The sequence below is a fragment of the Bradyrhizobium embrapense genome, assembly GCF_001189235.2.
GTDB classification, from domain to species: domain Bacteria; phylum Pseudomonadota; class Alphaproteobacteria; order Rhizobiales; family Xanthobacteraceae; genus Bradyrhizobium; species Bradyrhizobium embrapense.
Genome location: NZ_LFIP02000010.1, coordinates 99,897 through 125,691 on the forward strand (window position 1 = coordinate 99,897; position 25,795 = coordinate 125,691).

Here is a 25,795-nt window from a genome sequence, read left to right on the forward strand (position 1 = left end):
CGGCGGCCATCGTTAGCCACCCCTGCAGGTCAGCCATAACAGCTCAATGACGCAGCCGGCCGGCGGCGCGATCGACGGCATCCAGGAACCAGCGCAGCGCCGGATCCTCGGCCGCCCGGCTGGTGTGGATCAGGTCGATCGCGAAGGCAGGGATGTCGATCGGCGGCATCACGACGGTGATTTCGGCGAGCTGCGTGAAGCGGCGGGCGACGCGCTCGGCCATCGTGGCGATCAGATCGGTGCCGGCCACGGCGAACGGAACGGCCACCACATGCGCAAGCGTGACGGCCACCCGTCGCTTCAGTCCATGGCGCGCCAGCAGCGCATCGATCACGCTCGGCAGGCCGTCGCCGCCGGCCGCGGAGAACAGCGCGTGCTGCAGGCTCGCATAATCCTCCAGGCTGAGCGCTTCCGATCGGCTCGCGCGCGCGCCGTCGCGGATGCAGACGAAGCGTTCCTCGAACAAGCGGTGCCGGACGCAGCGCGGCGAGTCCGGCAGGTGGCCGCCGATCAGCGCATCGAGTTCACCGCGCTCCAGCCTGGCCAACGCCGCCGTCGTGTCGGTCAGCGGACGCACGGCAAGCTCGGTGCCAGGCGCTTCCATCCGCAGCAGGCGGCTCAGTTCCGGCACCAGAACGAGGTCGCCATAGTCGGTCGCTGCGATGGTGAAGCGCCTTCGCGCGTTGGCCGGATCGAAGCTCCGGTCGGGCGCCAGCGCGCCCCTGATCTGCCGCAGCGCCTCGCCGATCGGACCGGCCAGCGCCAGCGCCTTCTCGGTCGGCTGCATGCCCGCGCCGGCCCGCAGGAACAATTCGTCAGCAAACAGGGCGCGCAATCTCCGTAGGGCGCTGCTCATCGACGGCTGGGCCAGCCCGATACGCTCGGCCGCGCGCGTGACGTGGCGCTCCTCCATCAGCGCCTCAAAGGCGACCAGCAGGTTGAGATCGACGGCGGCTAAATTCATCCTAGCAATAATGATCATAATGATAATCGATTTCAACAATGCTCTGCCCGCGCTTACGGTGGTGACCGACAGGATGACGAGGCGGAAAGACTTGGGACGATCATTCGCGAGACTGATGCCGCGCGGGCCGACCTTGCTGGTCATCGGCGTCCTGGCCGGACTGGCTTTCCCTGCCTTGGCGGACAGCGTGCGCCCACTGATGGCGGCGGCGATCTTCGTGCTGGTGCTGGGGACTTTTCTCCAGGTCGACGCCGCGGCGTTCCGGCGTGCGCTGGCGCGACCGCTGGTCTCGCTGCTGCTGCCAGCGCTGGCGATGCTGGCCTGTCCCCTTGCGGTCGGCTTCGCCGCGCGCGGCGCCGGATTTCGCACCGAGCTGATCGTGGCGCTGGTGCTGTCGGTGTGCGCGCCGCCGTCGACCGGCACGGCGGCGGTCGCACGCATGCTCGGCTTCGACGCGACCATTCCGCTCGCCGTGACGCTGCTGTCGATGGGGCTGGCGCCGATCACGGTTCCGCTGATCGCAGCGGGATTTGCCGGTCTCGCGCTCGATCCACTGGCGCTCGCCGCGCGGCTCGCGCTGCTGGTGGTCGGTTCCGGCGCGCTGGCGCTCTTGCTGCGCCGCCAGGCCGCTGCGCAATTGGCGCGGCATTCGCGCATCATCGATGCATTTGTGCTCGCCGCGCTGCTGGTGTTCGCGATCTCGACCATGGCGGGGGTGCGCGCACAGATCGCAGCGCAGCCGGCCACCGCGCTGACCTTGGCGGGCCTTGCCTTCGCCTGCAATCTCGCGCTGCAGGCGTTCGGCGCGCTGCTCACGCCGGGTCCGCTGGCCGAGCGGCTGACCACGGGCCTCATTCTGAGCAACCGCAATGTCGGACTGGTCTGGTCGGCGATGGGCGCGGCGGTGTCGCCGATGACGGCGCTGTTCTTCGCCGCCACGCAGTTTCCGATCTATATGATGCCGCGGCTGATCGAGCTGCTGGTCCGGCGCGAGCGCAAGGAGAAAGCCTCATCATGAGCGAGACGATCCTGACTGAAGACCTCGCCGCGCGTTTCGCCCGCATCGCGCTCGGCCATGTCACGCGCGAGTATCCGAACAAGCCGGATCATGTGCTGGCGGGACCGAAGGACGCGCGCACGCCGCGCGAGCTGCATCCGGTGTTCTTCGGCAGCTATGACTGGCACTCCTGCGTCCATAGCTACTGGATGCTCGCCCGGTTGCTCCGTCGCTATCCGGTATCCGACGTAGCGGGCGATATCCGCACACTGTTCGACGCACAGTTCGTTGACGAGAAGGTCGCGGCCGAATGCGCCTATCTTGCGGCACCGACCGCGCGTGGCTTCAAGCGGCCTTACGGCTGGGGCTGGCTGTTGAAGCTGGCGGCAGAGCTCGCGCTGCTCGACGCGGCGCGGTGGTACGAGCAGATCGCGCCGCTGGCCGCAATCTTCGCGCAGCGCTTCCGCGATTTCCTGCCGCTCGCCACCTATCCGGTGCGGGTCGGGACACACTTCAACACGGCGTTCGGGCTTCGCATGGCCGCCGACTATGCCGCGGTGACGCAGGACGATGCGCTCAATGCGCTGCTGCGCGAGACCGCGCTGCGCTGGTACGGCGCCGATCAGGATTGCCCCGCCTGGGGCGAGCCGAGCGGCGACGATTTCCAGTCGCCTGCGCTGATCGAAGCCGAATGCATGCGCCGGCTGCTGGGGCCTCGCGACTTCCTGCCCTGGTTCGACCGCTTCCTGCCGCGGTTGGCGCAACGCGAACCCGCAACCCTGTTCAGGCCCGCCACCGTCACCGATCGCACCGACGGCAAGCTCGCGCATCTCGACGGACTCAATCTCAGCCGCGCCTGGTGCTGGCGCGCGCTGGCTGGTGCGTTGCCGGAAGCCGATCCGCATCGTCCGATCCTGCTGGATGCTGCGCGAGATCATCTCGACGCCGGCCTGCCGCATATCGCCGGCGACTATATGGGCGAACACTGGCTCGCGAGCTTTGCAGTGCTCGCCATCGACAGCGCTGATTGACGACAGCCTTGCCTAAAGGAGGACGAGTTTCGGTCGAATCGGCTTGGCGCGGTCTCGGTTCACCTCTCCCAAGGGAGAGGTGAACGTGCGATGCCGTTCTATCTCAGGCTAATCTCGCCAGGCTCTACGCGACGCTTTCCAGATAGGCTTCTTCCGCGGCCAGGATTGCGTCGGGGGTCCCGACATGCATCCAGACGCCGTCGAGGCGCAGGCCGAACAGCCGCTCCTGCTCGTTGGCGCGGTCGAACATCTTGGTCAGCGAGAATTCGCCGGCAGGGGCGTCGGCGAACAGCGCCGGCGACATGATCGCGGCGCCGGCATAGACGAACGGGACCACTTGGTTCTCGCGCCGCTTGCGCAGCGCGCCGTCCGGCAGCATCGAGTAATCGCCGCGGCCGCTATAGCCGATGCTCGAGGCTGTCGGCGCCATCAGCAGCAGGATATCCATCCGCGCGGGATCGAAAGTTTCCGCCAGCCGCGACAGGTTGGAGCGCACGCCGTCGATCCACATCGTGTCGGCATTGAGATGGAAAAACGGCGCATCGCCGAGCAGCGGCAGCGCCTTCACGACCGCGCCGCCGGTGCCGAGCACCTCGTCGCGTTCGTCGGAGATGATGACGCGCGGGCGGCTGCGGGGCTTGACGTGCTCGATGATCTGGTCGGGCAGATAGTGCACATTCACGACCGCTTCGCTGACGCCGGCGCCGGCGAGCTTGTCGAGCACATGGTCGAGCAGCGGCTGGCCGGCGACGCTCACCAGCGGCTTGGGCATGGTGTTGGTCAGGGGGCGCATGCGCACGCCGAGGCCCGCAGCGAGCACCATGGCTTTATGGGGAGTGACGGGCATCTTCCGGATATTCTCGGTCATTATCTCTCACGCGCCGATCATATCACGGCGATTCGGCAAGCACATCGATCAGACGCCATAGTCACGGGACATGACGGCCGTAAGACGGCAATGGCGACCTCTGCGCCTGTTGGAGCATGATCTTGCCGGAAAGCCGTCTCCTCTTTCCGGATCATGCTCTAGACGTCGGCTTGCGCGCCGCGTCTGGCAGTTTTCTTCTTCTTGTCGCCTTGTTTAAGGAAGTTGACGCCGATCTGGTCGCCGTTGACCCACGCCAATTCGCAGCGGCGATAGGCCAATCCTGTGGACGACAGCAGCAGAAAGAACTCCTTCAGGTTCAGGCCCTCGACCGAGCCTTCGACGGTCAGCTTGGCGCCCGTCTCCGACACGTCTTCCATGGTGCAGTCGCGCCGCCAGGTGCCGTCAATGCCCATCATGTGCGCGGCTATGCCGCGCTCAAACGTGACACGATCGCCCCTGCGTCGTTCCGTCCCCATCGTGTGGTCCCGCTCCCGATCAGGCCGCGCCCTGGATGAGGTGTGGCCTCCGCGACCTTAGGGGAGCTGAGGCTAATAACCCGTAAACTAAGGTACCGGGGGAGGGACGTTAGCTATGTACCAGATCCGGAAGGTGGCCAGTGCCGGATGCGCCAGCGACCGTTCGAGGTAGGTCCAGATCCGCGGCTGGTGCTTCAGATATTGCGGTTTGCCGTCGCGGCGGTTGAGCCGCGCAAAGGTGCCGAGCAGACGGGTGTTGCGCTGCGCCGACATGATCGCATAGAGCTCGGCGAAGCCGGCGGCATCGAAGCTCTCGTCGGTGGCGCGCCGCGCCTTGATGTAGCGGGTCAGGAGCGACAGCTCGAGCTGCTCGGGTACGTCGATCCGCGCGTCCTGCAGCAGCGACACCACGTCATAGGCCGCAGGGCCGAGCAGCGCGTCCTGGAAGTCGATGATGCCGACGCGCAGGATGCCGGTGCGCTCGGCAAGCCAGATGATGTTCGGCGAATGGAAGTCGCGGATCACCCAGGTCTGCGGCGCCGCGGCGGGCTTCTGCAAGAGGCCGCGCCACATCCCGAGGAAGTCGGCGCGGAGCTCATCGCTGACCTGGACGCCGCGGTCGGGCAGGTACCATTCGAGCATCAGCCCGATCTCGATCAGCCAGGCGTCGATATCGAACACCGGGATGGCGTAGCTCTCGTCTGCTGTCAGCGGCAGCGTGTCGGGCAGCACCTCGCGATGCAGCGCCGCCAGCATGTCGACGGCGGCCTCGTAACGCTCGGCGATCGGCTGCGGCGGATCGCCCTCGATCACGCCTTCGGCGCCGAGATCCTCGGTGATCAGGAAGCCCGATTCGAGATCGATGTGGCGGATCGCCGGCGCGGAGAAGCCGTGCTTGCGCAGGCCGTTTCCGATCGCGACGAACGGCCTGACGTCCTCGGCGAGATGCACCGCGGCGCTGTAGGATCTGCCGTCGTAGATCGCCGGGCCGTCGGGGCGGCGCGGCGAGTTCATCAGGATGACGCTGCCGTCGTCGTTGCGCAGTCGCGCATAGGAGCGCGTCGAGGCATCGCCCGGCATCCGCTCGCGCCGGGCATTGAGGAAGCCGCTGCGCTCGAGGAACTGGCGTAGCTCGTGCAGCCGCGCGACCTTCGCCGCACCCTTGCCAAAGCCGGTGATCTCGGCTGCGCGTGCGGCCGATCCGAGCGCCGGGCGGTGGCTGAACGCGATGTCGATGCGGTCCGCGGGCATCGCGTCCGGCGCGCGCTCGGGCCACTCGATCAGGGCGACGATGTCGTCGGGCATTGGCGACAGCCCGATCTCCTCGAGTTCGCTGGCATCGTTGATGCGGTAGAGGTCGGCATGAACCAGCGGAAACGACGGCAGCTCGTAAGTCTGCGCCAGCGTGAAGGTCGGGCTCGGCACTTCCAGCGCATCGTCGGCCGCGATGTAGCGGATCAGCGCGCGGGCGGCGGCGGTCTTGCCGGCGCCAAGGTCACCCGACAGCGTGATGACGTCGCCGGCGCCGATCAGGAGCGCAAGGTCGGCCATCAGCTCTGACGTCGCGGTTTCGTTCGCGAGCGCCACCGAGAATGTCGAGGTCGCCGTCATTCGGCAGCGTTGCGATGGGCGGTCTGGTCGATCGGGAAGTCGCAGGTCACGGTCGTGCCGCGGCCTACGGTCGAATCGACGCGCACCCGTCCGCCATGCAGTTCGACAAAGGAGCGGACCAGCGACAGGCCGAGCCCGGCGCCGCGGTGCCGGGAGCCGTGCGAATGGCTCTCGAACCAGTTGAACACCTTGTCGCGCATCTCGGCCGGAATGCCGGGACCGGCGTCGGTCACCGCAAACACCACGCTGTGCTCGGTGCGGTGCGCGCTGATCGTGACGGTGGCGTCATGCGGCGAGAAGCCGACCGCATTGGCGAGCAGATTATAGAGCACCTGCACCACGCGCCGCTCGTCGCCGACGAAGGCGCCGATGTTGGGCTCGATATCGACCTTGAGCGTGATGCGGTCGGTTGCGAGACGGTCCTGGATGCCTTCGGCGGCGGCCTCGATCGCCTGACCGATATTGACCGGGCCGAGCTCGAGCTTCATCGCGCCGGCGTCGATGGTGGCGAGATCGAGAATGTTGTTGGTCAGCGCCAGCAGCGCGTTGGTCGATTTGGTGACGTAGTCGAGATATTCGGCCTGCTTCGGCGTCAGCGGCCCGGTCGAGGGATCGCTGAGGAAATGCGCGAAGCCGATGATGGTGGTGAGCGGGGCGCGCAGCTCGTAGGAGACGTGGTGGACGAAATCCACCTTCATCTGGTCGGCGGCTTCCAGCGCCTCGTTGCGCTCGCGCAGCGCCCGCTCGACATTTTCGGTGTCGGTGATGTCCTGGAAGGCCAGCAGGGTCTTGCCGTCCGGCAGCGGCACCGTCATGCAATTCAGCACGCTGCCATCCTTGCGCTCGAGCTTGAGCGCGACCTGGGCGCGGTTCTCGATCGCGGTGATCTGCTCGCGCAGTGTCCGCCAGGTCGGCGCGTCGTCGAACAGCGGCCGGCACAGCGCTTCCACCGCCTCGATATGCGGCTCGCCCTGCAGCGCATCGGCCGGCAGCTTCCACATCTTGGCGAACGGCGGGTTGAACAGCTCGGCGCGGCCGTTGCTGCCGAACACCGCGACCGCCTCGCCGAGATTGTCGAGGGTCTCGCGCTGCACCCGGGTCAGGCGGTCGTAGCGGCGCGCGAGGTCCAGGCTCTCGGTGACGTTGTCGAACAGGTAGGTGACGCCGCCCTCGAGATTCGGCGTGGTGACGACGCTGATGGCGCGGCCGTCGGGCAGGAACCAGGTGTAGGTCTCGGCTTCGACCGCGCGATAGGCCTCGTGCAGCTTGGCCTTCCAGGCGCGGAAGTCCGGCTGCTCGGGCAGCTTGCGGTTGGCGCGCAGCCGGTCGAGCACGCTGGAATCGTCCGGGTTGCTGTCGAGGAAGGCCTGGTCGAGGCCCCACAGCCGCCGATAGGACTCGTTGTAGAAGGTGAGCCGCCGGTCGGCATCGAACACCGCGACGCCCGAGGAGAGCTGATCGAGGGTGCGCCGGTGCGCTTCGACCATCCGCGCGATCGCCGCGCGCAGCGCCGCGGCTTCGCTGGCGTCGATCGCAATGCCGGCGCTGCCGCCGGAGAGTTTCAGCGCCTGGACGTCGTAGATCCGCCGCTCGCCGCTGACGACGATCGGCAGCCGGGCGGCATAATGGGCGTTGTCGTTCAGCGCGCGGGTCAGTTCGCTGCGCTGGTCGCTTTCGAGCAGTTCGAGGTTGCGCTGCAGCGCGTCCGACACGCTCTTGCCTTCGGTGGCGCGGACATAGGCCGCGTTGGCATAGCGCAGATTGCCCTCGAGACTCTTGGCCCAGATCGGCCATGGCGCGGCGGCGGCGAAATCGCGCAGCAGCTCGGTCTCCTCCTGCAGCGTCTTGTAGCGCAGGTTGGACTCGGCAAGCTCGCGGCGCAGGCCGCCAAGTTCCCGGATCCGCACGATGGCCTGGCCGCCGATCGCGCGGCCCATCGCCTCGATGGCGCGGCCGGCCGAGGTCGAGAGGTTGAGCAGGAACGCCTCGCCCTTCTCGCGCAGCGCGTCGACCGCGTGATCCATCTGCAGCGCCGGCTCGGGCGGCAGCCAGGTTCCGAACGCGAGGATGCGTTGCGGCGCGCTTTCCTGCGACATCACCAGCGAGATGTCGCCCGAGATCTGCGGCCGGTTGTCGCCCGCGGCCCAGGAGATCAGGACCTGCGGCTCGACGAACAGCAGCGCCCGCAGCCGGTCCGACTGCGCCTGCAGGTCCGTGATCTCGGATTGCAGCTGCTCCTCGTTCCGCGTCGCGCGCAGGCGGGTACGCATCAGAAGGATCGCGGCGACGGCCGAGAAGCCGACCAGCGCGAAGGAGGTCGCGAGAACCGCGACCTCCTGGTGATTGAAGCCGAGATGGTCCGACAGCGCCTGGGCGACCAGGCTCTCGGCGGCGAACGACGCGCGGGCCGGCAGCAATGCTGACATGGCGAGCCCAAGCATGCCGTCGCGCGCCAGTGAGGTGCATGACAGCAGGGTTCGACGCATTGCCGCGACTACGCCCGACATATGTTGCCCCAGAACGCACAAACCTTAAGGCATGATCCGGAAAGCAGCAGAACCGCTATTCCCTCACGGCAAACGTTGGACGTTTGTCCGGGGATCATGCCCAAGCAGGACCCGACAGCCCGACGAAGACCCCCCGTCGCGCTCGAATCAATCCAGAATAGTCCCAACCGGACTCGGCGAGTAAGAGTCCAGACCGTGAACGCAGAATCCGCTGTGAAAAAATGCGGCTGGCGATGTGGATTTTACGCGAATTGACTCCGTATTCACGCGGGGGAGCGTGATCTGCCGGAGAGCGCCGCACACTTCTCCGGTCGCTATTCTAGCGCCCGGTCGAGCCGAAGCCGCCGCTGCCGCGATCGGTCGCCGGCAGCACGTCGACCGGAACCAGCTCGGCCCTGGTGACCGGCGCGATCACCATTTGCGCGATGCGCTCGCCACGCCGGATCGGGAATACCTCGTGGCCGTGATTGACCAGCAGCACATTGATCTCGCCGCGATAGTCGGCGTCGATCGTGCCGGGCGAGTTCAGCACCGTGACGCCGTATTTGGCGGCGAGGCCGGAACGCGGCCGCACCTGGGCCTCATAGCCCGGCGGCAGCGCGATCGTCAGTCCGGTCGGAACCATTTCGTAGCGCCCCGGCAGCAGCAGCAACGGCGCCGATTGCGGCACGGCCGCAAGCAGGTCGAGGCCGGCCGCGTCGGCGGTCTGGTAGATCGGCAGCAGAAGGTCTGCGCCATGCGGCAATTGGCGGACTTCGACCTTGATGGTGGCGCTCACCATGCGATTCCTACTTCTCTTGCGATCCGCGACACCAGCGCGGTCGCGACTTCTTCCTTGGTCATCACGGGCCAGGAGTCGACGGTGACATCCTTGCCCTCGCGCGAGAGCAAATGAACGGTGTTGCGGTCGCCGCCCATCACGCCGGTCGCCGGCGAGACGTCGTTGGCGACGATCCAGTCGCAGCCCTTGCGGGCGAACTTGGCCTTGGCGTTCTCGATCAGATGCTCGGTCTCGGCGGCGAAGCCGATCACCAGCGGCGGCCGCTTCTCCTTCAGTTTCGAGATCGTCGCGAGGATGTCGGGGTTCTCGACCAGCTGCAGCGGCGGCATGCCGGCTGCGGTCTTCTTCAGCTTCTGGCTGCCTTCGGTGGCGACCCGCCAGTCGGCGACCGCGGCCGCAAAGATCGCGACGTCGACCGGCAGCGCGGCCTCGACCCGGTGCAGCATGTCGCGCGCGGATTCCACGCGCATCACGGAGATCCCGGCGGGGTCGCCGAGCTCGACCGGGCCGGTCACCAGCACGACCTCGGCGCCGGCGGCGCGCGCGGCGGTGGCGATCGCAAAGCCCTGCTTGCCGGACGAGCGATTGGCGATGTAGCGGACCGGATCGATCGCCTCGTGGGTCGGGCCGGCGGTGATCAGCACGCGCTTGCCGGCGAGCGGGCGCGGCTGCGGCGGCCGCAGCATGCGGTCGGCGGCGGCAGCGATCTCGACAGGCTCGGCCATCCGCCCGACGCCGGCCTCGCCGGCCTCCGCCATCTCGCCCGCATTGGGGCCGACGGTGTGGACGCCGTCGCGGCGCAGTTGCAGCACATTGCGGCGGGTAGCCGGATTGTTCCACATCAAGGGGTTCATCGCCGGCGCCAGCAGGATCGGCCGGTTGGCCGCCAGCAGGGTGGCGGTGGCGAGGTCGTCGGCATGGCCCTGCGCCATCTTGGCCATCAGGTCGGCGGTCGCCGGCGCCACCACGATCAGGTCGCAATCCCGCGCCAGGCGGATATGGCCGGCGTCGAATTCGCTCTCGGCGTCGAACAGGTCGGTGTAGACGCGCTCATGCGACAGCGCGCTGGCGGCCAGCGGCGTCACGAACTGCTGCGCCGCCTTGGTCAGCACGCAGCGCACCTGGATGTGCCGCTCCTTGAGCCGCCGGATCAGGTCCAGCGCCTTATAGGCCGCAATCCCGCCGCCGATGATCAGGGTCACCCTGGGCTCGCCGGCCGCGCTGGTGACCCGTGGTGCAGGGGCTGCAACCGTCAGGGAACCCGCCGCCGGCGCCTCCGTGGGCTCCGTGCCGCCCTCTGCGAGCTCGCGGAGGATCACCCGGATCTCCTCCTCGACCGAGCGCCCGTTCCTGGCGGAGCGCAGCCGCAGATAGGCTTTCAAATTGTCGTCGAGTTTGCGGATGGTCAGGCTGGCCATGGCGTGCCCTCAGGCATCATTGTGATAGCGATGCTATCACATAGTGCATGCATTGCAATCAGTGCGTCCGAATGGCGAAAAAGATTGCGATCAGGGCGGCGGCAATGACCCAAAGGCCGACGGTCTGCACCCGCGCCTTGCGGGCCTCGGCGCGGGCCATTTCGTCGATCGAGTCCGACGACAGCATGTGGCCCTCCCGCGTCATGGTCTCGAGCTGCTCGAGCACCGTGACGGCGCGGTTGGCGATCGACGGCAAATTGGCGATGATGCGGCTGAGTTCGCCCACACCCGATATCGCGCCCTGAATCCGGCCGGCCGGGCCGAGATTGTGCGTGATCCATTCGCGCACCACGGGGTCGGCGATCTTCCAGATGTCGAGCTTGGGATCGAAGCCGCGCGCCACGCCCTCGACCACCACCATGGTCTTCTGCAGCAGGATCAGTTCGGGCCGGGTCTGCATGTCGAACAGGCCGGTGACCTCGAGCAGAAGCGTCAACAGCTTCGCCATCGAGATTTCCTCGGCGGTGCGGTTGTGGATCGGCTCGCCGATGGCGCGGATCGCTTGCGCGAAATTCTCCACCGAATGGTGGCCCGGCACATAGCCGGCCTCGAAATGAACCTCGGCGACGCGGCGATAGTCGCGGGTGATGAAGCCGAGCAGGATCTCGGCGAGGAAGCGCCGCTCCTTCAGTCCGAGCCGTCCCATGATGCCGAAATCCACCGCAACGAGGCGGCCGGCGTCGTCGAGGAACAGATTGCCCGGATGCATGTCGGCATGGAAGAAGCCGTCGCGCAGCGCGTGGCGCAGGAAGCTCTGGATCACCTTGCGGCCAAGGTCCGGCAGGTCGACCTGGGCCTGCGCAAGGCGAGCGTGGTCGTTCAGCGCGATGCCGTCGATCCACTCCATCGTCAGCACGCTGTGCGCGGTGCGATCCCAGTCCACAGCCGGCACACGGAAATCCGGATCGTCGCGCGTGTTCTCGGCCATCTCGGACAGCGCGGCCGCCTCGAGCCGCAGGTCCATCTCCATCGCGACCGAGCGCGACATCGTGTTGATGACCTCGATCAGCCGCAGGCGCCGCGCCTCGGCGGAATGCGCTTCGGCCTTGTGCGCGACAAAGAAGAAGTCGCTGAGGTCGCGGCGGAAGCGCGCGGCGACATTGGGCCGGAGCACCTTGACTGCAACCTGCTGTCGCACGCCGTCGCGCTCGACCTCGCCGCGATGCACCTGCGCGATCGAGGCTGCGGCCACCGCCGGACCCAGCTGCACGAAGGCCTGCGCCAGCGGCCGTTCCAGCGATTGCGCGATGACAGTCTCGGCCTCCTCCTGCGCGAACGGCGGCAGCCGGTCCTGCAGGCTTTCGAGATCGCGCGCCATCGCGACGCCGACCACGTCGGGGCGGGTGGCGAGGAATTGCCCGAGCTTGAGATAGGCGGGCCCGAGCCGGGTCAGCGCCCGCGACAGCCGCGGACCGGACTTGGCGGAGCGGCGCTCGATCAGCCGCGCCAGCTTCAGCGCGAGCTGCCCGGGCGGCGGCACCAGCGCGGGATCGACGACGCCGAACACGCCCTCGCGCGCAAACACGAAACCGGCGCGGGCAAGGCGCGAGATGTGGGTCAGTGCAGAGATCACAAACGCCAGCCCGAATGCAGCGCCACGATGCCGCCGGAGAGGCTCTGCCATTTCACGCGCGCAAAGCCGGCGGCGCCGATCATGTCGGCGAACGCGTTCGGCCGCGGGAATTTACGGATCGACTCGACCAGATATTGATAGGACTCGCCGTCACCGGTGACGGCGCGGCCGAGCGGCGGGATCACCTTGAAGGAAAACAGATCGTAGATCTTGTCGAGGCCGGGGACATCGACGGTGGAGAATTCCAGGCACAGGAAGCGGCTGCCCGGCTTGAGCACCCGATAGGCCTCGCGCAGCGCAAGGTCGATCTGCGGCACGTTGCGGATTCCAAACGCGATCGTGTAGGCGTCGAACGAACGATCGGCGAAGCCCAGCGACTCGGCATTGCCCTCGACGAACGACGCGCGGTCATCGAGATGCTGCCTGGCGGCGCGCTCGCGGCCGACGGCGAGCATGTCGGTATTGATGTCGCAGACCGTGGCATGGAAGCCGGTGCTCGCGGCCTTGGCGGCCCGGAACGCGATGTCGCCGGTGCCGCCGGCGACGTCGAGCAGCGCGAACGGCCGGTCGCCCTTCGGCGGGTCGAGCGCCGTGATCATGACGTCCTTCCAGGCCCGGTGCAGGCCGGCCGACATCAGATCGTTCATCAGGTCGTAGCGCCGTGCCACGCTGTGAAACACATCGTTCACCAGCGTCTGCTTCTCGCCCAGGGGCACGTCCCTGAAGCCGAAATGGGTGGTTTGATCCGGCCGATCCATCACTCAGAACTCTTACCCTTTTGGTCGCGTTTTCTTCGCTCGAAAGCGCCCAGCCAAACCATAGCGCGGCGGCCGCAATGGCGCTATCACGTCACTTCCAAAAGGTGAATGCCTGCCATGCCGGAATTACCCGAAGTCGAGACCGTCCGCCGCGGCCTGCAGCCGGCCATGGAAGGCTCCAAAATCCTCAAGGCCGAGGCCCGCCGCAAGGATTTGCGGTTTCCGTTTCAAAAAGACTTTATCGCCCGGCTCGAGGGCCAGACCATCACCGGGCTCGGCCGCCGTGCCAAATATCTGATGGCGGACCTGAACTCCGGCGACGTGCTGCTGATGCATCTGGGCATGTCGGGCTCGTTTCGGGTGCTCAAGGACGAAGACGGTGCGACGCCGGGGCAATTCCACCATCCGCGCAGTGATGACCGCGCGCATGATCACGTCGTGTTCCACATGTCGTCGGGCGCGGCGGTCGTGTTCAACGATCCGAGGCGCTTCGGTTACATGAAGATCATTGCCCGCAACGCGATCGAGGATGAGCCGCTGCTGAAGGGGCTCGGACCTGAGCCGCTCGGCAACGAATTCGACGCCGCGATGCTGGCGCGCTCCTGCCACAACAAGAAGACCAGCCTGAAGGCCGCGCTGCTCGATCAGCGCGTGGTGGCGGGACTTGGCAACATCTACGTCTGCGAGGCGCTGTTTCGCTCGCATCTGTCGCCGCGGCGATTGGCCGCGACGCTGGCGACGAAGAAAGCCGAGCCGACCGACCACGCCAAACGGCTGGTCGATGCGATCCATTCGGTGCTCAACCAGGCGATCAAGGCCGGCGGTTCCTCGATCAGCGACCATCGCTTGACCAACGGCGACCTCGGCTACTTCCAGCATTCATTCCAGGTCTACGACCGTGAGGGCGAGACCTGCCGCACCTCGGGCTGCGAGGGCATCGTCCGGCGCTTCACCCAGAACGGCCGTTCCACGTTCTGGTGCCCGAAGTGCCAGAAGTAACATGTTCGAGACACCGCGCATCGAGACGCGGAGGCTGATCCTGCGGCCGCTTGCGCTGTCGGATGCCGCGGCGATCCAGCATCACTTCAACAATTGGAACGTGATCAGGACCCTCGCCACGGTGGTGCCGTGGCCCTATCCCGACGACGGCGCGGAGAGCTTCATCAAGCGCGAGCTGCACAAGATCGCGGCCGGCGAGGAAAGCTATCAATGGGTGCTGGTGTTGCGCGACGGTGACGGCGAGGCGATCGGCAGCATCAATTTCCGGCCGCGCGCCGACGGCCGCAAGGGCAATCGCGGCTTCTGGCTTGCAGAGCCTTTCTGGAATCAGGGCTTGATGACCGAGGCGATCGCCGCGGTGAATGATTTCGCCTTCCTGACGCTCGGCCTCGATCACTTCCATGTCTGCAATGCGCAGTCCAACGTCGCCTCGCGCAGGGTCAAGCAGAAGACCGGCGCCGAATTCGTCGGCCTCGTCGAGCTTCCGCACCACAATGGCGAGTCCCGGGCGGAGAAGTGGAAGGTTACGCGCGAGACCTGGCTGCGCGATCGACCGACGGCTTGACCGCGCCGGCGGGGCCGGAGAACATGGCGCCGATCGCTCCCCAAAAAACGAGAACACAATGGCGATGAACGGCAATTGGCGCGATCGCGCCGCGACGAGCTTTCAGTGCGAGAAGCAGCCAGCTACCTCTAGCCGCGGCATGGTGGTGAGCAATCATCCGCTGGCATCGAGCGCCGGCGCCGAGATGCTGGCCGCCGGCGGCAATGCGATCGATGCAGCGATCGCGACGCTGTTCACGCTGACGGTGGTCGAGCCGATGATGGTCGGCATCATCGGCGGCGGCATGGCGCATATCCGCCTCGCCGACGGCAGCCATCGCTTCATCGACGGCCAGAGCACGGTGCCGAAGGCGGTGCGGCCGGATACGTACATATCGAAGCCCGGCTCGGCGCATGACGTGTTCGATACCGTCGGCAACGAGAATTTGAACGGGCCGAAGGCGGTCGCGGTGCCGGGCTCGCTGAAGGCGTGGTGCGAAACGCTGCGCCGCTTCGGCACCATGAGCCTCGCCGACGTGATGCAGCCCGCGATCAAGCACGCCGCGCGCGGCTACGCGGCGACGCCTTACTTGCATGAATGCATCACCGACGGCGCTGAGGAGATGCTGAAGGACAAGCCGATTGCGGCGATCTATCTGCCTGGCGGCACCCCGCTGAAGCCGGGCGAGCGGGTGGTGCAGGCCGAATATGCCGAGACGCTGAGATACATCGCCGACCATGGCGACAACGCGCTCTATCAGGGACCGCTCGGCGACATCCTGGTCGACTACATGACGAAGCACGGCGGCTTCATCGCGCAGGAGGATCTTGCGACCTACAAGACCGTCGAGCGGCAGCCGATCCGCTGTGACTACCGCGGCTGGGAAATCCTCGGGCCGCCGCCGCCTGCAGCGTCGGGCGTGCACATCACGCAGATGCTCAACATCCTCGAAGGCTATGACATCGCAGGCCTCGGCTTCGGCACGACCGAGACGATCCATTATCTTGCCGAGGTGCTGAAGATCGCCTTTGCCGACCGCGAAGCTGCGAGCGGCGACCCCGCCTATATCAACGTGCCGGTGGAGCGGCTCACCTCCAAGGCCTATGCCGAGGAGCGCCGCCGCGCCATCGATCCCGACCGCGCGCAGGCGTGGGGCGCCGGCGTCAGCCAGCTCGAAAGCGCGCACACCACGCACATGACTGCGGCGGATGCGATGGGCAACGTGGTCGCGACCACCCAGACCATCAACAATCTGTTCGGCGCCAAGATCCTGATCCCGGGCCTCGGCACCGTGCCGAACAACTACATGAACCTGTTCGATCCGCGGCCGGGACACGCGCTGTCGCTGGCCGCAGGCAAGCGCGTCACCACCTCGATGTCGCCGATGATGGCGCTGCGCGACGGCAAACTGGTTTATGCGCTCGGCCTGCCCGGCGGAAAGCGCATCTTCCCGAGCGCGATGCAGGCGCTGATCAATCTGATCGATCACGGCATGGAGCTGCAGGAAGCGGTCGAGGCGCCGCGAGTGTGGACCGAGGGCAATGCGCTGGAGGTCGAGCAGGCGGTGCCGGAGAACATTCGAACCGCGCTGTCGGCGAAAGGCCACAAGGTACAGGTGGTGCCGACGGTCGCCGGCGGCATGAACGCGATCCAGTTCCATGGTGACGGTACGATGTCGGGCGCGGCCTGTTGGCGCGCCGACGGCACGCCGGTCGGCATCGCCGGCGGTCTCGCTCGTGCCGGGGTGCGGTTTGCGTTGAGGTGAGGTGGTCAGGCTCCCTATCCCCGCAAGCGGGGCGAGGTGAACTTACTTCCTGACGCAGATGACGCGGACCACGGCGGCCTTGGCGTCCGCCGATTCGCCCGACGCGTTGACGCCGTGCGCCTTCAGGAAGTTGCGCACCGTGTCGGCCGGCACCAACGCGGCTTGCGCCGGCGGCGCGGCGTTTGCGGGGCCTGCAACGATGACCGGCTTGAGCACCGCGATGCCGGCGAACTTGCCGCTGCTGTCGAGTGCCGCCGCGCCGGAGAACCCGATCGCGGGCGGCGGTGACAGCGCCTGATCGCCGCCGCCGAGTTGCGCTGCAGCGGCCTTGACGCTGCTCGCGGCCGCACCGCCGCCCTGGTTCTGCGGATCGGCGATGCCGGTGACGTCGAGCGCGGTCTGCGTCGCCTGGCCCGCGATGTTGAGCGGCTTCAGTCCGCGTGCGCCATAGATGCGCAGCAAAGCGAGGTCGTGCTCCTTGTCGGCGGCGACCCGATCGGCATTGCCGTAGCCCGGGATCGTCAGCGCGATGCAGTCGTCAGTCGCGATGCGATCGGTGATGATTGCGCCATCGTCGCTGACCACGACGCCGGTGGCATATTCGACGGTCTTGCGCGGCGGCGGGCCGGCCTGCACGCCGGACGGAAATGCGTTGAAGGCGCTCGACATCGCGATCACCACCGGCTCGACCGTGGTCTGCATCGCCTGATCGTAGAGGATGGTGAGGATGCGGACCTCATCGCCCTTCAGGGTGCCGCGCAGATAGAACTTCTTCAGCCCCTGCATGCCCGACAGCACGAAGAAGTCCGGCTTCACCACGGTGTAGTCGATGGTGCGGCCGGCCGGCTCCCTCTTTTCCTGCTCGGCGAGCTTCACTGTGGTCGGGCTCGCCTCCTTGCGCCGGGTCAGCAGCACCTGGACAGTGCCGGTTGGCGAGGTCCATCTGGCGCCGGAGGCGTCGCTGGTGAGCTGCGGCACCAGTTTGGTGGGAATGCCGAGCCGCGCCCCGGTGGCGGGTTCGGTGACGATCCGCCAGCCGACGCTCTCCTGTTTGCGCCGCGCGGTGTCGGCGAGCACGCCGCGCTCCTGCGGATTCAGCACGCCGGTCGGCTTGCCGCCGCGGTTCTTCTGGAATTCCTTGATCGCATTGACCATGCGTTCGCTGACGTCGCCGGTAATCGCGCCGTTATATTCGCCGACCCAGGCGAGGTCGGATTGCAGCGCCAGCCGCTCGGCCTGCGCCATCGCATTGGCGGTATCCTCCGGCTTCTGCAAGGCGGGGCGAACCGGCACGGTCGTGACGGTCTTCGGCTTGGCCCCGGCCGTCGTCGGCGGCGTCAACTGGGCGTGCGCAGCGCTCATGGCTGCGACCATCAATGTTGCCGAAAGCACCAATCTCATGACAAATCCGGGGGAAATGACTGATACTATTGACGTCCACGCAATTAAGCACATCTGCTTGGTCGGCAACAACCGCGCTCCGGTTCAGGCTTCACCCCTCATCCTGAGGAGCGGCGAGAGCCGCGTCTCGAAGGATGAGGCCCCTGGGCGGGCCACATGGTTCGAGACGGCGCTGCGCGCCTCCTCACCATGAGGTTCAAGAGGACAGTACGAGACAATGCTGAGTGCCGACGAACTTGAACGCTATGCCCGCCACATCGTGCTGCGCGAGGTGGGCGGCCCCGGCCAGAATGCGCTGAAGAAAGCGTCGGTGCTGGTGATCGGCGCCGGCGGTCTCGGCGCGCCGGTGCTGATGTATCTGGCCGCCGCCGGGGTCGGCCGGCTCGGCGTGATCGATGACGACATCGTCTCGCTCTCCAATCTGCAGCGCCAGATCATCCATACGACATCGGACATCGGCAAGCGCAAGGTCGACAGCGCGGCGGCGCAGATCCATGCGCTCAATCCGCATGTGAAATTCGAAGCGCATCCGGTGCGGCTGACCGCCGACAATGCGATGGCGCTGATCGCAAATTACGATCTCGTGCTCGACGGCTCCGATAATTTCGAGACCCGCTATCTGGTCGCCGATGCCTGCTTCCTCGCGAAGCGGCCGCTGATCACGGCGGCGCTGGGGCAGTTCGACGGTTCGCTGACCACGATCCGCGCACACGAGAAGAATGCAGACGGCATGTTCAACCCCACCTATCGCTGCCTGTTCCCGGAAGCGCCGCCGCCGGGCACGGTGCCGGCCTGCGCCGAGGCCGGCGTGATGGGCGCACTCGCCGGCCTCATGGGATCGATGATGGCACTGGAGGCGATCCGCGAGATCGTCGGCTTCGGCGAGGGCCTGGTCGGCCGCCTCCTGATGGTGGATGCGCGCGCGATGCGGTTCGAAACCCTGCGCTACGCGCGCGATCCGCAGAACCCGCTCAACGGCGATGCGCCAGGCATCACCGACCTGAGCGGGCATCTCTGAGCCAATTGGGTTGAATCAGCTTACCGCGATGTCGGTCCACCTCTCCCCACCGGGGAGAGGTGAACCTTCGATGCCTCCCTAGCTCAACTTGATCTCATCATTTTTCAGAACGCGGTCGCGGGCTTCTCGCTGTCCATGTGCCGCAGGTGCTCTTCCGGATAGCGGCCGCCGGCCGCAGCACCAGGCGGAAATGCTTCGGCGAGCACGGCAAGATGCGCCGCGGTCAATCTCACATCGAGCGCGCCGAGCGCCTCGGTCAACCGCTCGCGCCGCCGCGCGCCGACCAGCGGCACGATGTCCTTGCCTTGCGCTGCGACCCAGGCAATCGCGACCTGCGCCGGAGAGGCGCCGATCTCGCCGGCGATGCCGCGCAGCCGCTCGGCGAGCGCGAGGTTGGTGTCGATGTTGCCGGCCTGGAAGCGCGGGCTCATCAGGCGGAAATCCTTTTCGCCTGCCTGGTTCTTCGACCAGTGCCCGCTGATCAGTCCGCGTGCCAGCACGCCATAGGCGGTGACGCCGATGCCGAGCTCGCGGCAGGTCTTCAGGATGTCGGTCTCGATGCCGCGCGAGATCAGCGAGTATTCGATCTGCAGATCGGCGATCGGATGCACCTTGTGGGCGCGGCGGATGGTGTCGGAGCCGACCTCCGACAGACCGATGTGCCTGATCCAGCCGGCCTTGATCATGTCGGCCATCGCGCCGATCGTGTCCTCGATCGGCACATTGGGATCGAGCCGCGCCGGCCGATAGATATCGATGTGGTCGACGCCGAGCCGCTGCAGCGAATAGGCGACGAAATTCTTCACGGCATTGGGCCGGCAGTCATAGCCGAGGAAGCCGTAGTTGCGATCGCGCAGCGCGCCGAACTTGACGCTGATCACGAGATTGTCGCGGCTCCTGCTCTTCAGCGCCTCGCCGATCAGCATCTCGTTGTGACCCATGCCGTAGAAGTCGCCGGTGTCGAGCAACGTGATGCCGGCCTCGAGCGCGGCATGGATGGTGGCGATGCTCTCGCTGCGGTCGGTCGGGCCGTAGAAGTCGGACATACCCATGCAGCCGAGGCCGATCAGCGAAACGGTGGGGCCGGTGGAACCGAGTTTGCGTGCGTCCATGGTGGTGTTCCCAAAGTTGTGCAGCGGATGATCCGCCGGCAGATGACGCCGCCGATATGGGCCGATCCGGCTTCCGCGATAAGCTGGACAATCCCGAATGGGTTGTTCACTATATCGAACAATGCAGGATTTCGACCTTCGCGACCTCGACGCCTTCGTGGCGGTGGCGCGCACCCGCAATTTCAGGCGTGCAGCGCTGGAGAGCCGCGTCTCGGTCTCGAGCCTCAGCCAGCGGCTGCGCGACATGGAGGAGCGGCTCGGCGTCCGCCTGATGAACCGCACCACCCGCAGCGTCGCGCTGACCGAGGCCGGCGAGCTGCTGCTCGCCCGCGTCGCACCGGCGATCGCCAACGTCGCGGACGCGATCACGGAGGTCCGCGGCCTGCGCGCCGAGCCGTCGGGCCGGCTGCGCATCAACGCGCCGCCGCCCGCGGTCGATCTGGTGCTGGCGCCGATGATCGCGCCGTTCCTCGCCAGATATCCGCAGGTCGATCTCGACGTCGTGGCGGAGAGCGCGTTCGTGGACATCGTCGCGCAGGGATTTGACGCCGGCGTGCGCTATGGCGAGCATCTCGCGCAGGACATGGTGGCGGTGCCGCTCGGCGCGCCGCAGCGCTACGCGGTGGTGGCGTCGAGCGATTATGTCGCCAGGCACGGCCGGCCGATGCATCCGAAGGATCTGCTCAAGCACGCCTGCATCCGCACCCGCTTCGGCAGCGGCGCGATCTTTGATTGGGAGTTCGAGAAGAACGGCCGCGTCGTGAAGGTCTCGCCACCGGCCAGGCTGATCGCGACCTATCTCGGCCTCGCCTTGCGTGCGGTCCATGACGGCGTCGGCTACTGGGCGACGTTCGAGGGCTATGTCCGCTATGGCGTGAAGTCCGGCGCGCTGGTCAGCGTGCTCGACGACTGGTGTCCGCCGTTCGACGGACCTTTTTTGTACTATCCGAGCCGCCGCCAGCCGCCGCCGGCGCTCGCCGCCTTCGTGGCGTTCGTCGCCGACTGGCGCAAGCAGGCGCGGCGGAAGAGATAGGTCGAGCTCTCACCACATCGTCGTCGCTGCTTTCGCAGGGACGGCACCGAGTGCGTGATTGCAGGATGGGCCCCGATCGGCCGCACCGGCTACTGTGCATGGGGTTGTTTTCGATATTTTTGGCGGCGCCATCCGGGCTACGGTTCTTCTCCTTCCCCCTGTAAGGGGGAAGGCCGGGATGGGGGTCCAGCCGCAGGCGACACTCCATGCGGACAGAGTGGATCCCCACCCGCTTTGCTCTGGCGAGCAAAGCCACCTCCCCTTTTCAAGGGGAGGTGGAGCTGCGAAATCACAGCATGCTCGGCAGCACGCGATCCGGCGGCTTGTGGGCGTCGAGGAAGGTTCGGATGTTGATGATCACCTTCTCGCCCATCTCGACGCGGCCTTCGATGGTGGCCGAGCCCATATGCGGCAGCAGCGTCACCTTGCCGGCCCTGGCGAGCCGCACCAGTTTCGGGTTCACCGCAGGCTCGTGCTCATAGACGTCGAGACCGGCGCCGCCGACATCGCCGGCTTCGATCAGCTTGATCAGGGTGTCCTCGTCGATCACCTCGCCGCGCGCGGTGTTGACGATATAGGCCTCTTTGCGGATCAGCTTGAGCCGCCGCGCCGAGAGCAGGTGATAGGTCGCCGGCGTATGCGGGCAGTTCACCGAGATGATGTCCATCCGCGCCAGCATCTGGTCGAGACTTTCCCAATAGGTCGCCCCGAGCTCTTCGGCGATCATGGGAGCCACCGGGCGTCGGTTGTGATAGTGGATCTGCAGGCCGAAGGCGCGGGCGCGGCGCGCCACGGCCTGGCCGATGCGGCCCATGCCGATGATGCCGAGGCGCTTGCCGCCGATGCGGTGGCCGAGCATCCAGGTCGGCGACCAGCCCGCCCAGTGCTGCTTGCCTTCGGTCAGGATCGAGGCGCCCTCGATCAGGCGCCGCGGCACCGCCAGGATCAGCGCCATGGTCATGTCGGCGGTGTCCTCGGTCAGCACCTTCGGGGTGTTGGTCACCGTGATGCCGCGGGCATGCGCGGCGGTGACGTCGATATTGTCGACGCCGTTGCCGAAATTGGCGATCATCTTCAGCTTGCAGTCGGGCTGATTGATCACGTCCTCGCGGATCATGTCGGTGACGGTCGGCACCAGCACGTCGGCGGTCCTCGCCGCCTCGCCGATCTGTTCCGGCGTCATCGGCGTGTCGTCGAGATTCAGTCTGGCATCGAACAGCTCGCGCATCCGGGTCTCGATCGAGTCCGGCAGCTTGCGAGTGACGACGACGAGAGGCTTTTTCTTCACCGACATGTCCTGCTTTCATGAGGCGCGCGGCTCGCCAAAAACCGAGCCGTTGAGGCCTCATTAACCCGGTTGTTCGACACTGCTGATAGCCGCGCTGTCCCGGCGTTTCCTTCGCGTTTCCTAGGGTTCCCCGATACTTGCCCCGGCTTTCGCAAAGCGGCGATGTCGGGAAATTCGGGTGTTCTGGCTCTCAGGCGTTCCGTCCTCTCTAGCAGAAGGCCGGGCCAAGACAAGAACCCCTCGGAGCCATACGGGCGGGGAACGAACACCGCTGGCGCAGCGGCCTTCGGGCACGGGTTTGGATTTGGGTTTGGGTTGCAGCTCGCCGGATGCGGGTTGGACATCTCGGCAGGAGACGAGTGGATGGTCTGGCGTTTCGGTTCATTGGTGGCTCTGGTCGGGAGCATGCTGAGTGCGTCGGTCATGCCCGGACATTCCGCCAAGGATTTGAGCCCCACCACCAGCGGCCTGCCGATTCCGCGCTATGTCAGCCTGAAATCCGACCATGTGAACGTCCGGGCCGGCCCGACCAAGGATAACGACGTCGCCTGGGTCTACACCCGGTCGGGGCTGCCGGTCGAAATCACCGCCGAGTTCGAGAACTGGCGGCGGGTGCGCGATTCCGAAGGTGCCGAAGGCTGGGTCTATCATTCGCTGCTGTCCGGTCGCCGCACCGCGGTCGTGACGATGAAGAACAAGGACGATCTGGCCTCGCTGTACGATCGCCCCGACGCCACCAGCGCCATCGCGGCGCGGTTGCAGGCCGGCGTCGTCGCGCAGGTCAAGAAATGCGCCAATAACTGGTGCCGGGTCACCGGCAACGGCTTCGACGGCTGGATCGAGCAGCAGCGCCTCTGGGGTGTCTACGCCGACGAGAAGGTGGACTGAGTTTCCACCTACCCGAATGAAAATGGCCGGGACGAGCCCGGCCATTACAACTGAGATCGACGGCAAGATCGTTCAGCGCTTCTTGCGCAGCCGTACGACCATGTCGACACGGGAAATCTCGTAGCCATCCGGCACGTCCGGCATCTTCGACAACACGAGGTGCGGGTCGGGAATGTCGACCAGCTCGTGATTGTGCTCGAGATAGAAGTGGTGATGCGTCGATACGTTGGTGTCGAAATAGGTCTTGGTGCCGTCGACGCTGACCTGGCGCAGCAGGCCGGCATCGGTCAGCTGGTTGAGCGTGTTGTAGACGGTCGCCAGCGACACCGGAACCTTGGCCAGCGTGGCTTCCTCGTACAGCATTTCAGCGGTCAGGTGGCGGGCGCCCTTGCCGAACAGCAACCAACCCAGCGCCATGCGCTGCCGGGTCGGCCGGAGACCGGCAGATTGCAGCATCTCGTTGACGTCATGCCACGGACAGCCGGTCAGGGCCGGGTGGTGCCCAGCGCCCCGCGCAGCCGGGTGCACGGCATCATCGTTCACAGCCGGTACTTCCTCGTTCATATCCACTCTATGCACCCAACTCAGGCAATATTCCTCATAAATATAAAAAGGATGCCCGTCAGATGCAAGTTTTTCGCAACTAGAACGAATCCAAGCTGCGGTAGAAACCTAAGAAGAAACGGCAATTTATCATCGGAATGCCGCTTTGCCGCCCAGTTGGCCCTATGTTAGAGAGCGCGCGGACCACATATGCGCTTTCGGCAGAGATAACAGGTCGGTAGCGTACCCAGGTAGCGCCAAGATGCGGGACGGGTTATTCCGGTTCCCGTGGGTAGATTAGGGTCCGACCAAGCAAAGCGCTTCATCGGGACATCAGAGGTGGAAAGAGGATGCTGGATCGGCGCGGCGGTTACGAATACGAGGATTTGCTGGCTTGCGGACGGGGCGAGCTTTTCGGTCCCGGCAACGCCCAGTTGCCGCTGCCGCCGATGCTGATGTTCGATCGCATTAGCGCGATCTCGGAGAGTGGCGGCGAGTACGGCAAGGGGCTGGTGCGCGCCGAGCTCGAGGTGAAGCCCGATCTCTGGTTCTTCGGCTGCCATTTCAAGAACGATCCGGTGATGCCGGGCTGCCTCGGCCTCGATGCCATGTGGCAAATGGTCGGCTTTTATCTCGGCTGGATCGGCGGCGAAGGTCGCGGCCGCGCGCTCGGGCTCGGCGAGTTGAAGTTCTCCGGACAGGTGCTGCCGCACGCGCGCAAGGTTGTGTACAACATCGACATCAAGCGCGTGATGCGGTCAAAGCTCGTGCTTGGAATCGCCGACGGGTGGCTTTCCATGGACGACGAGATTATTTATCGCGCCAAGGACTTGAAGGTCGGATTGTTCAAGCAGGGCACGGCGCCATCCTGAGCAGGATGATCATGCGGCAACATAAAGGCAGGGCGAGGCGAACATGAGGCGGGTTGTCATCACGGGGATGGGGATTGTCTCGTCCATCGGTAACAACACCCAGGAAGTGCTTGCGAGTCTCTACGAGGCGAAGTCGGGCATTTCGCGTGCGGAGAAGGCTGCCGAGCTCGGCTTCCGGTCGCAGGTGCACGGTGCGCCGACGCTCAATCCCGCCGAGGTGATCGATCGCCGCGCGATGCGGTTCCTCGCCGAAGGCGCGGCGTGGAATCACGTCGCCATGGAGCAGGCGATCCGCGACTCCGGTCTCGAGGAGAACGAGGTCTCCAACATCCGCACCGGCATTATCATGGGATCCGGCGGACCGTCGACGCGCACGCTGGTGGAGGCCGCCGACATCGCCCGCGCCAAGGGCCCGAAGCGCGTCGGCCCGTTCGCGGTGCCGAAGGGCATGTCCTCGACTGCGTCGGCGACGCTCGCGACCTGGTTCAAGATCAAGGGCGTGAACTATTCGATCTCGTCGGCCTGCGCGACGTCGAACCATTGCATCGGCAATGCCTATGAGACGATCCAGATCGGCAAGCAGGACATCATCTTCGCCGGCGGCTGCGAGGAACTCGACTGGACGCTGTCGGTGCTGTTCGACGCCATGGGCGCCATGTCGTCGAAGTATAACGACACGCCGGCGACCGCCTCGCGTCCCTACGACATCAGCCGCGACGGTTTCGTGATCGCCGGCGGCGCGGGTGTCGTGGTGCTCGAAGAGCTCGAGCATGCCAAGGCGCGCGGCGCCAGGATTTATGGCGAGGTGGTCGGCTACGGCGCGACCTCGGACGGTTACGACATGGTGGCGCCGTCGGGTGAGGGCGCCGAGCGCTGCATGCGCATGGCGATGTCGACGGTGAACACGCCGGTCGATTACATCAATCCGCACGCCACCTCGACGCCGGCCGGCGATCCGCCGGAGATCGAGGCGATTCGCAAGGTGTTCGGCACCGGCGACAAGTGCCCGCCGATCTCGGCGACCAAGGCGTTGACCGGCCACTCGCTCGGCGCCACCGGCGTGCAGGAAGCGATCTACTCGCTGCTGATGCTGAACAACGGCTTCGTCTGCGAAAGCGCGCACATCACCGAGCTCGATCCGGTGTTCGCCGACATGCCGATCGTGCGCAAGCGCATCGACAACGCCAAGCTCACGACCGTGCTGTCGAATTCATTCGGCTTCGGCGGCACCAACGCCACGCTGGTGTTCAGGCGGCTTGATGCCTGATTTCGACTCTCCTCGCTTGCT

The 25,795-nt window shown here is 66.2% G+C and carries 24 protein-coding genes; 11 read left to right on the plus strand and 13 right to left on the minus strand.

Translation table 11 applies throughout. The annotated features are described in order from the left end of the window. Positions 1 to 43 precede the first annotated feature (43 nt). A complete protein-coding gene (locus AKN83_RS31800; RefSeq protein WP_050402162.1) occupies positions 44 to 964 on the minus strand; it encodes a LysR family transcriptional regulator in 921 nt (306 codons plus the stop codon). 91 nt (positions 965 to 1,055) lie between these two features. Between AKN83_RS31800 and AKN83_RS31805 the strand changes: the two genes are divergently transcribed. After that, on the plus strand, positions 1,056 to 1,982 hold the full coding sequence (locus tag AKN83_RS31805; RefSeq protein WP_244522177.1) for a hypothetical protein: 927 nt from the start codon (positions 1,056 to 1,058) through the stop codon (positions 1,980 to 1,982). Further along, positions 1,979 to 2,992: a DUF2891 domain-containing protein gene (locus AKN83_RS31810; RefSeq protein ID WP_050402159.1), complete on the plus strand. Its 1,014-nt coding sequence runs from the start codon at positions 1,979 to 1,981 to the stop codon at positions 2,990 to 2,992. Before AKN83_RS31805 ends, AKN83_RS31810 begins: the two co-directional genes overlap by 4 nt. A gap of 124 nt (positions 2,993 to 3,116) precedes the next feature. On the opposite strand, the gene AKN83_RS31815 is transcribed toward AKN83_RS31810, so the two are convergent. From AKN83_RS31815 to ubiE, 8 genes are all read right to left on the minus strand, one after another. After that, positions 3,117 to 3,839: a nucleotidyltransferase family protein gene (locus AKN83_RS31815; RefSeq protein ID WP_050402163.1), complete on the minus strand. Its 723-nt coding sequence runs from the start codon at positions 3,837 to 3,839 to the stop codon at positions 3,117 to 3,119. Positions 3,840 to 4,018: 179 nt separating this feature from the next. Then, complete coding sequence (locus AKN83_RS31820) at positions 4,019 to 4,336, minus strand: PilZ domain-containing protein (protein ID WP_050402160.1); 318 nt, start codon at positions 4,334 to 4,336, stop codon at positions 4,019 to 4,021. Positions 4,337 to 4,423: 87 nt separating this feature from the next. Further along, the gene (tsaE, locus tag AKN83_RS31825) at positions 4,424 to 5,947 is read right to left on the minus strand and encodes a tRNA (adenosine(37)-N6)-threonylcarbamoyltransferase complex ATPase subunit type 1 TsaE (RefSeq protein ID WP_063695627.1); all 1,524 of its coding nucleotides are present in this window, start codon (positions 5,945 to 5,947) and stop codon (positions 4,424 to 4,426) included. Then, entirely contained in the window at positions 5,944 to 8,454 is a 2,511-nt protein-coding gene (locus AKN83_RS31830) for a sensor histidine kinase (protein WP_063695628.1), read from the minus strand. Before AKN83_RS31830 ends, tsaE begins: the two co-directional genes overlap by 4 nt. Before the next feature lie 319 nt (positions 8,455 to 8,773). Next, positions 8,774 to 9,232: a dUTP diphosphatase gene (gene dut / locus AKN83_RS31835; RefSeq protein WP_050406232.1), complete on the minus strand. Its 459-nt coding sequence runs from the start codon at positions 9,230 to 9,232 to the stop codon at positions 8,774 to 8,776. Next, positions 9,229 to 10,653: a bifunctional phosphopantothenoylcysteine decarboxylase/phosphopantothenate--cysteine ligase CoaBC gene (gene coaBC / locus AKN83_RS31840; protein WP_050406173.1), complete on the minus strand. Its 1,425-nt coding sequence runs from the start codon at positions 10,651 to 10,653 to the stop codon at positions 9,229 to 9,231. Before coaBC ends, dut begins: the two co-directional genes overlap by 4 nt. Before the next feature lie 58 nt (positions 10,654 to 10,711). Next, positions 10,712 to 12,286: a 2-polyprenylphenol 6-hydroxylase gene (gene ubiB / locus AKN83_RS31845; RefSeq protein WP_050406174.1), complete on the minus strand. Its 1,575-nt coding sequence runs from the start codon at positions 12,284 to 12,286 to the stop codon at positions 10,712 to 10,714. After that, complete coding sequence (ubiE, locus tag AKN83_RS31850) at positions 12,283 to 13,044, minus strand: bifunctional demethylmenaquinone methyltransferase/2-methoxy-6-polyprenyl-1,4-benzoquinol methylase UbiE (protein WP_050406175.1); 762 nt, start codon at positions 13,042 to 13,044, stop codon at positions 12,283 to 12,285. Before ubiE ends, ubiB begins: the two co-directional genes overlap by 4 nt. A 117-nt stretch (positions 13,045 to 13,161) precedes the next feature. Between ubiE and mutM the strand changes: the two genes are divergently transcribed. From mutM to ggt, 3 genes are all read left to right on the plus strand, one after another. Further along, positions 13,162 to 14,043, plus strand: coding sequence for a bifunctional DNA-formamidopyrimidine glycosylase/DNA-(apurinic or apyrimidinic site) lyase (gene mutM, locus AKN83_RS31855; protein WP_050406233.1), 882 nt, complete (start codon positions 13,162 to 13,164; stop codon positions 14,041 to 14,043). A gap of 1 nt (position 14,044) precedes the next feature. Beyond that, positions 14,045 to 14,608, plus strand: a complete 564-nt coding sequence (locus tag AKN83_RS31860) for a GNAT family N-acetyltransferase (protein ID WP_050406176.1) — start codon at positions 14,045 to 14,047, stop codon at positions 14,606 to 14,608. A 64-nt stretch (positions 14,609 to 14,672) separates the two neighbouring features. Further along, complete coding sequence (ggt, locus tag AKN83_RS31865) at positions 14,673 to 16,352, plus strand: gamma-glutamyltransferase (protein WP_050406177.1); 1,680 nt, start codon at positions 14,673 to 14,675, stop codon at positions 16,350 to 16,352. Between the two features lie 42 nt (positions 16,353 to 16,394). Here ggt and AKN83_RS31870 read toward each other — a convergent pair whose 3' ends face one another. Beyond that, positions 16,395 to 17,753, minus strand: coding sequence for a serine protease (locus AKN83_RS31870; protein ID WP_050406178.1), 1,359 nt, complete (start codon positions 17,751 to 17,753; stop codon positions 16,395 to 16,397). On the opposite strand from AKN83_RS31870, the gene AKN83_RS40105 reads away from it, so the two are divergent. Together AKN83_RS40105 and AKN83_RS31875 are read left to right on the plus strand one after the other, a co-directional pair. Next, complete coding sequence (locus tag AKN83_RS40105) at positions 17,713 to 17,946, plus strand: hypothetical protein (RefSeq protein WP_157113665.1); 234 nt, start codon at positions 17,713 to 17,715, stop codon at positions 17,944 to 17,946. The two genes, AKN83_RS31870 and AKN83_RS40105, sit on opposite strands and share 41 nt — an antisense overlap. A 24-nt stretch (positions 17,947 to 17,970) precedes the next feature. Further along, on the plus strand, positions 17,971 to 18,771 hold the full coding sequence (locus tag AKN83_RS31875) for a HesA/MoeB/ThiF family protein (RefSeq protein ID WP_050406179.1): 801 nt from the start codon (positions 17,971 to 17,973) through the stop codon (positions 18,769 to 18,771). Positions 18,772 to 18,875: 104 nt separating this feature from the next. Here the strand turns inward: AKN83_RS31875 and AKN83_RS31880 are convergent, their stop codons facing one another. Then, entirely contained in the window at positions 18,876 to 19,883 is a 1,008-nt protein-coding gene (locus tag AKN83_RS31880; RefSeq protein ID WP_050406180.1) for an aldo/keto reductase, read from the minus strand. 121 nt (positions 19,884 to 20,004) lie between these two features. Here AKN83_RS31880 and AKN83_RS31885 point away from each other — a divergent pair, with 121 nt between their 5' ends. Continuing rightward, complete coding sequence (locus AKN83_RS31885) at positions 20,005 to 20,916, plus strand: LysR family transcriptional regulator (RefSeq protein WP_050406181.1); 912 nt, start codon at positions 20,005 to 20,007, stop codon at positions 20,914 to 20,916. 289 nt (positions 20,917 to 21,205) lie between these two features. On the opposite strand, the gene AKN83_RS31890 is transcribed toward AKN83_RS31885, so the two are convergent. Next, the gene (locus tag AKN83_RS31890; RefSeq protein ID WP_050406182.1) at positions 21,206 to 22,210 is read right to left on the minus strand and encodes a 2-hydroxyacid dehydrogenase; all 1,005 of its coding nucleotides are present in this window, start codon (positions 22,208 to 22,210) and stop codon (positions 21,206 to 21,208) included. A 357-nt stretch (positions 22,211 to 22,567) separates the two neighbouring features. On the opposite strand from AKN83_RS31890, the gene AKN83_RS31895 reads away from it, so the two are divergent. Further along, on the plus strand, positions 22,568 to 23,092 hold the full coding sequence (locus AKN83_RS31895) for an SH3 domain-containing protein (protein ID WP_050406183.1): 525 nt from the start codon (positions 22,568 to 22,570) through the stop codon (positions 23,090 to 23,092). 72 nt (positions 23,093 to 23,164) lie between these two features. On the opposite strand, the gene irrA is transcribed toward AKN83_RS31895, so the two are convergent. Further along, positions 23,165 to 23,656 (minus strand): iron response transcriptional regulator IrrA, encoded by a 492-nt coding sequence (irrA, locus tag AKN83_RS31900; protein WP_050406184.1) that lies wholly within the window; start codon positions 23,654 to 23,656, stop codon positions 23,165 to 23,167. Positions 23,657 to 23,985: 329 nt separating this feature from the next. On the opposite strand from irrA, the gene fabA reads away from it, so the two are divergent. Both fabA and fabB read left to right on the plus strand, forming a co-directional pair. Then, positions 23,986 to 24,507, plus strand: coding sequence for a 3-hydroxyacyl-[acyl-carrier-protein] dehydratase FabA (gene fabA, locus AKN83_RS31905; RefSeq protein ID WP_050406185.1), 522 nt, complete (start codon positions 23,986 to 23,988; stop codon positions 24,505 to 24,507). A 43-nt stretch (positions 24,508 to 24,550) separates the two neighbouring features. After that, a complete protein-coding gene (gene fabB, locus AKN83_RS31910; protein ID WP_050406186.1) occupies positions 24,551 to 25,774 on the plus strand; it encodes a beta-ketoacyl-ACP synthase I in 1,224 nt (407 codons plus the stop codon). Positions 25,775 to 25,795: the final 21 nt, after the last annotated feature.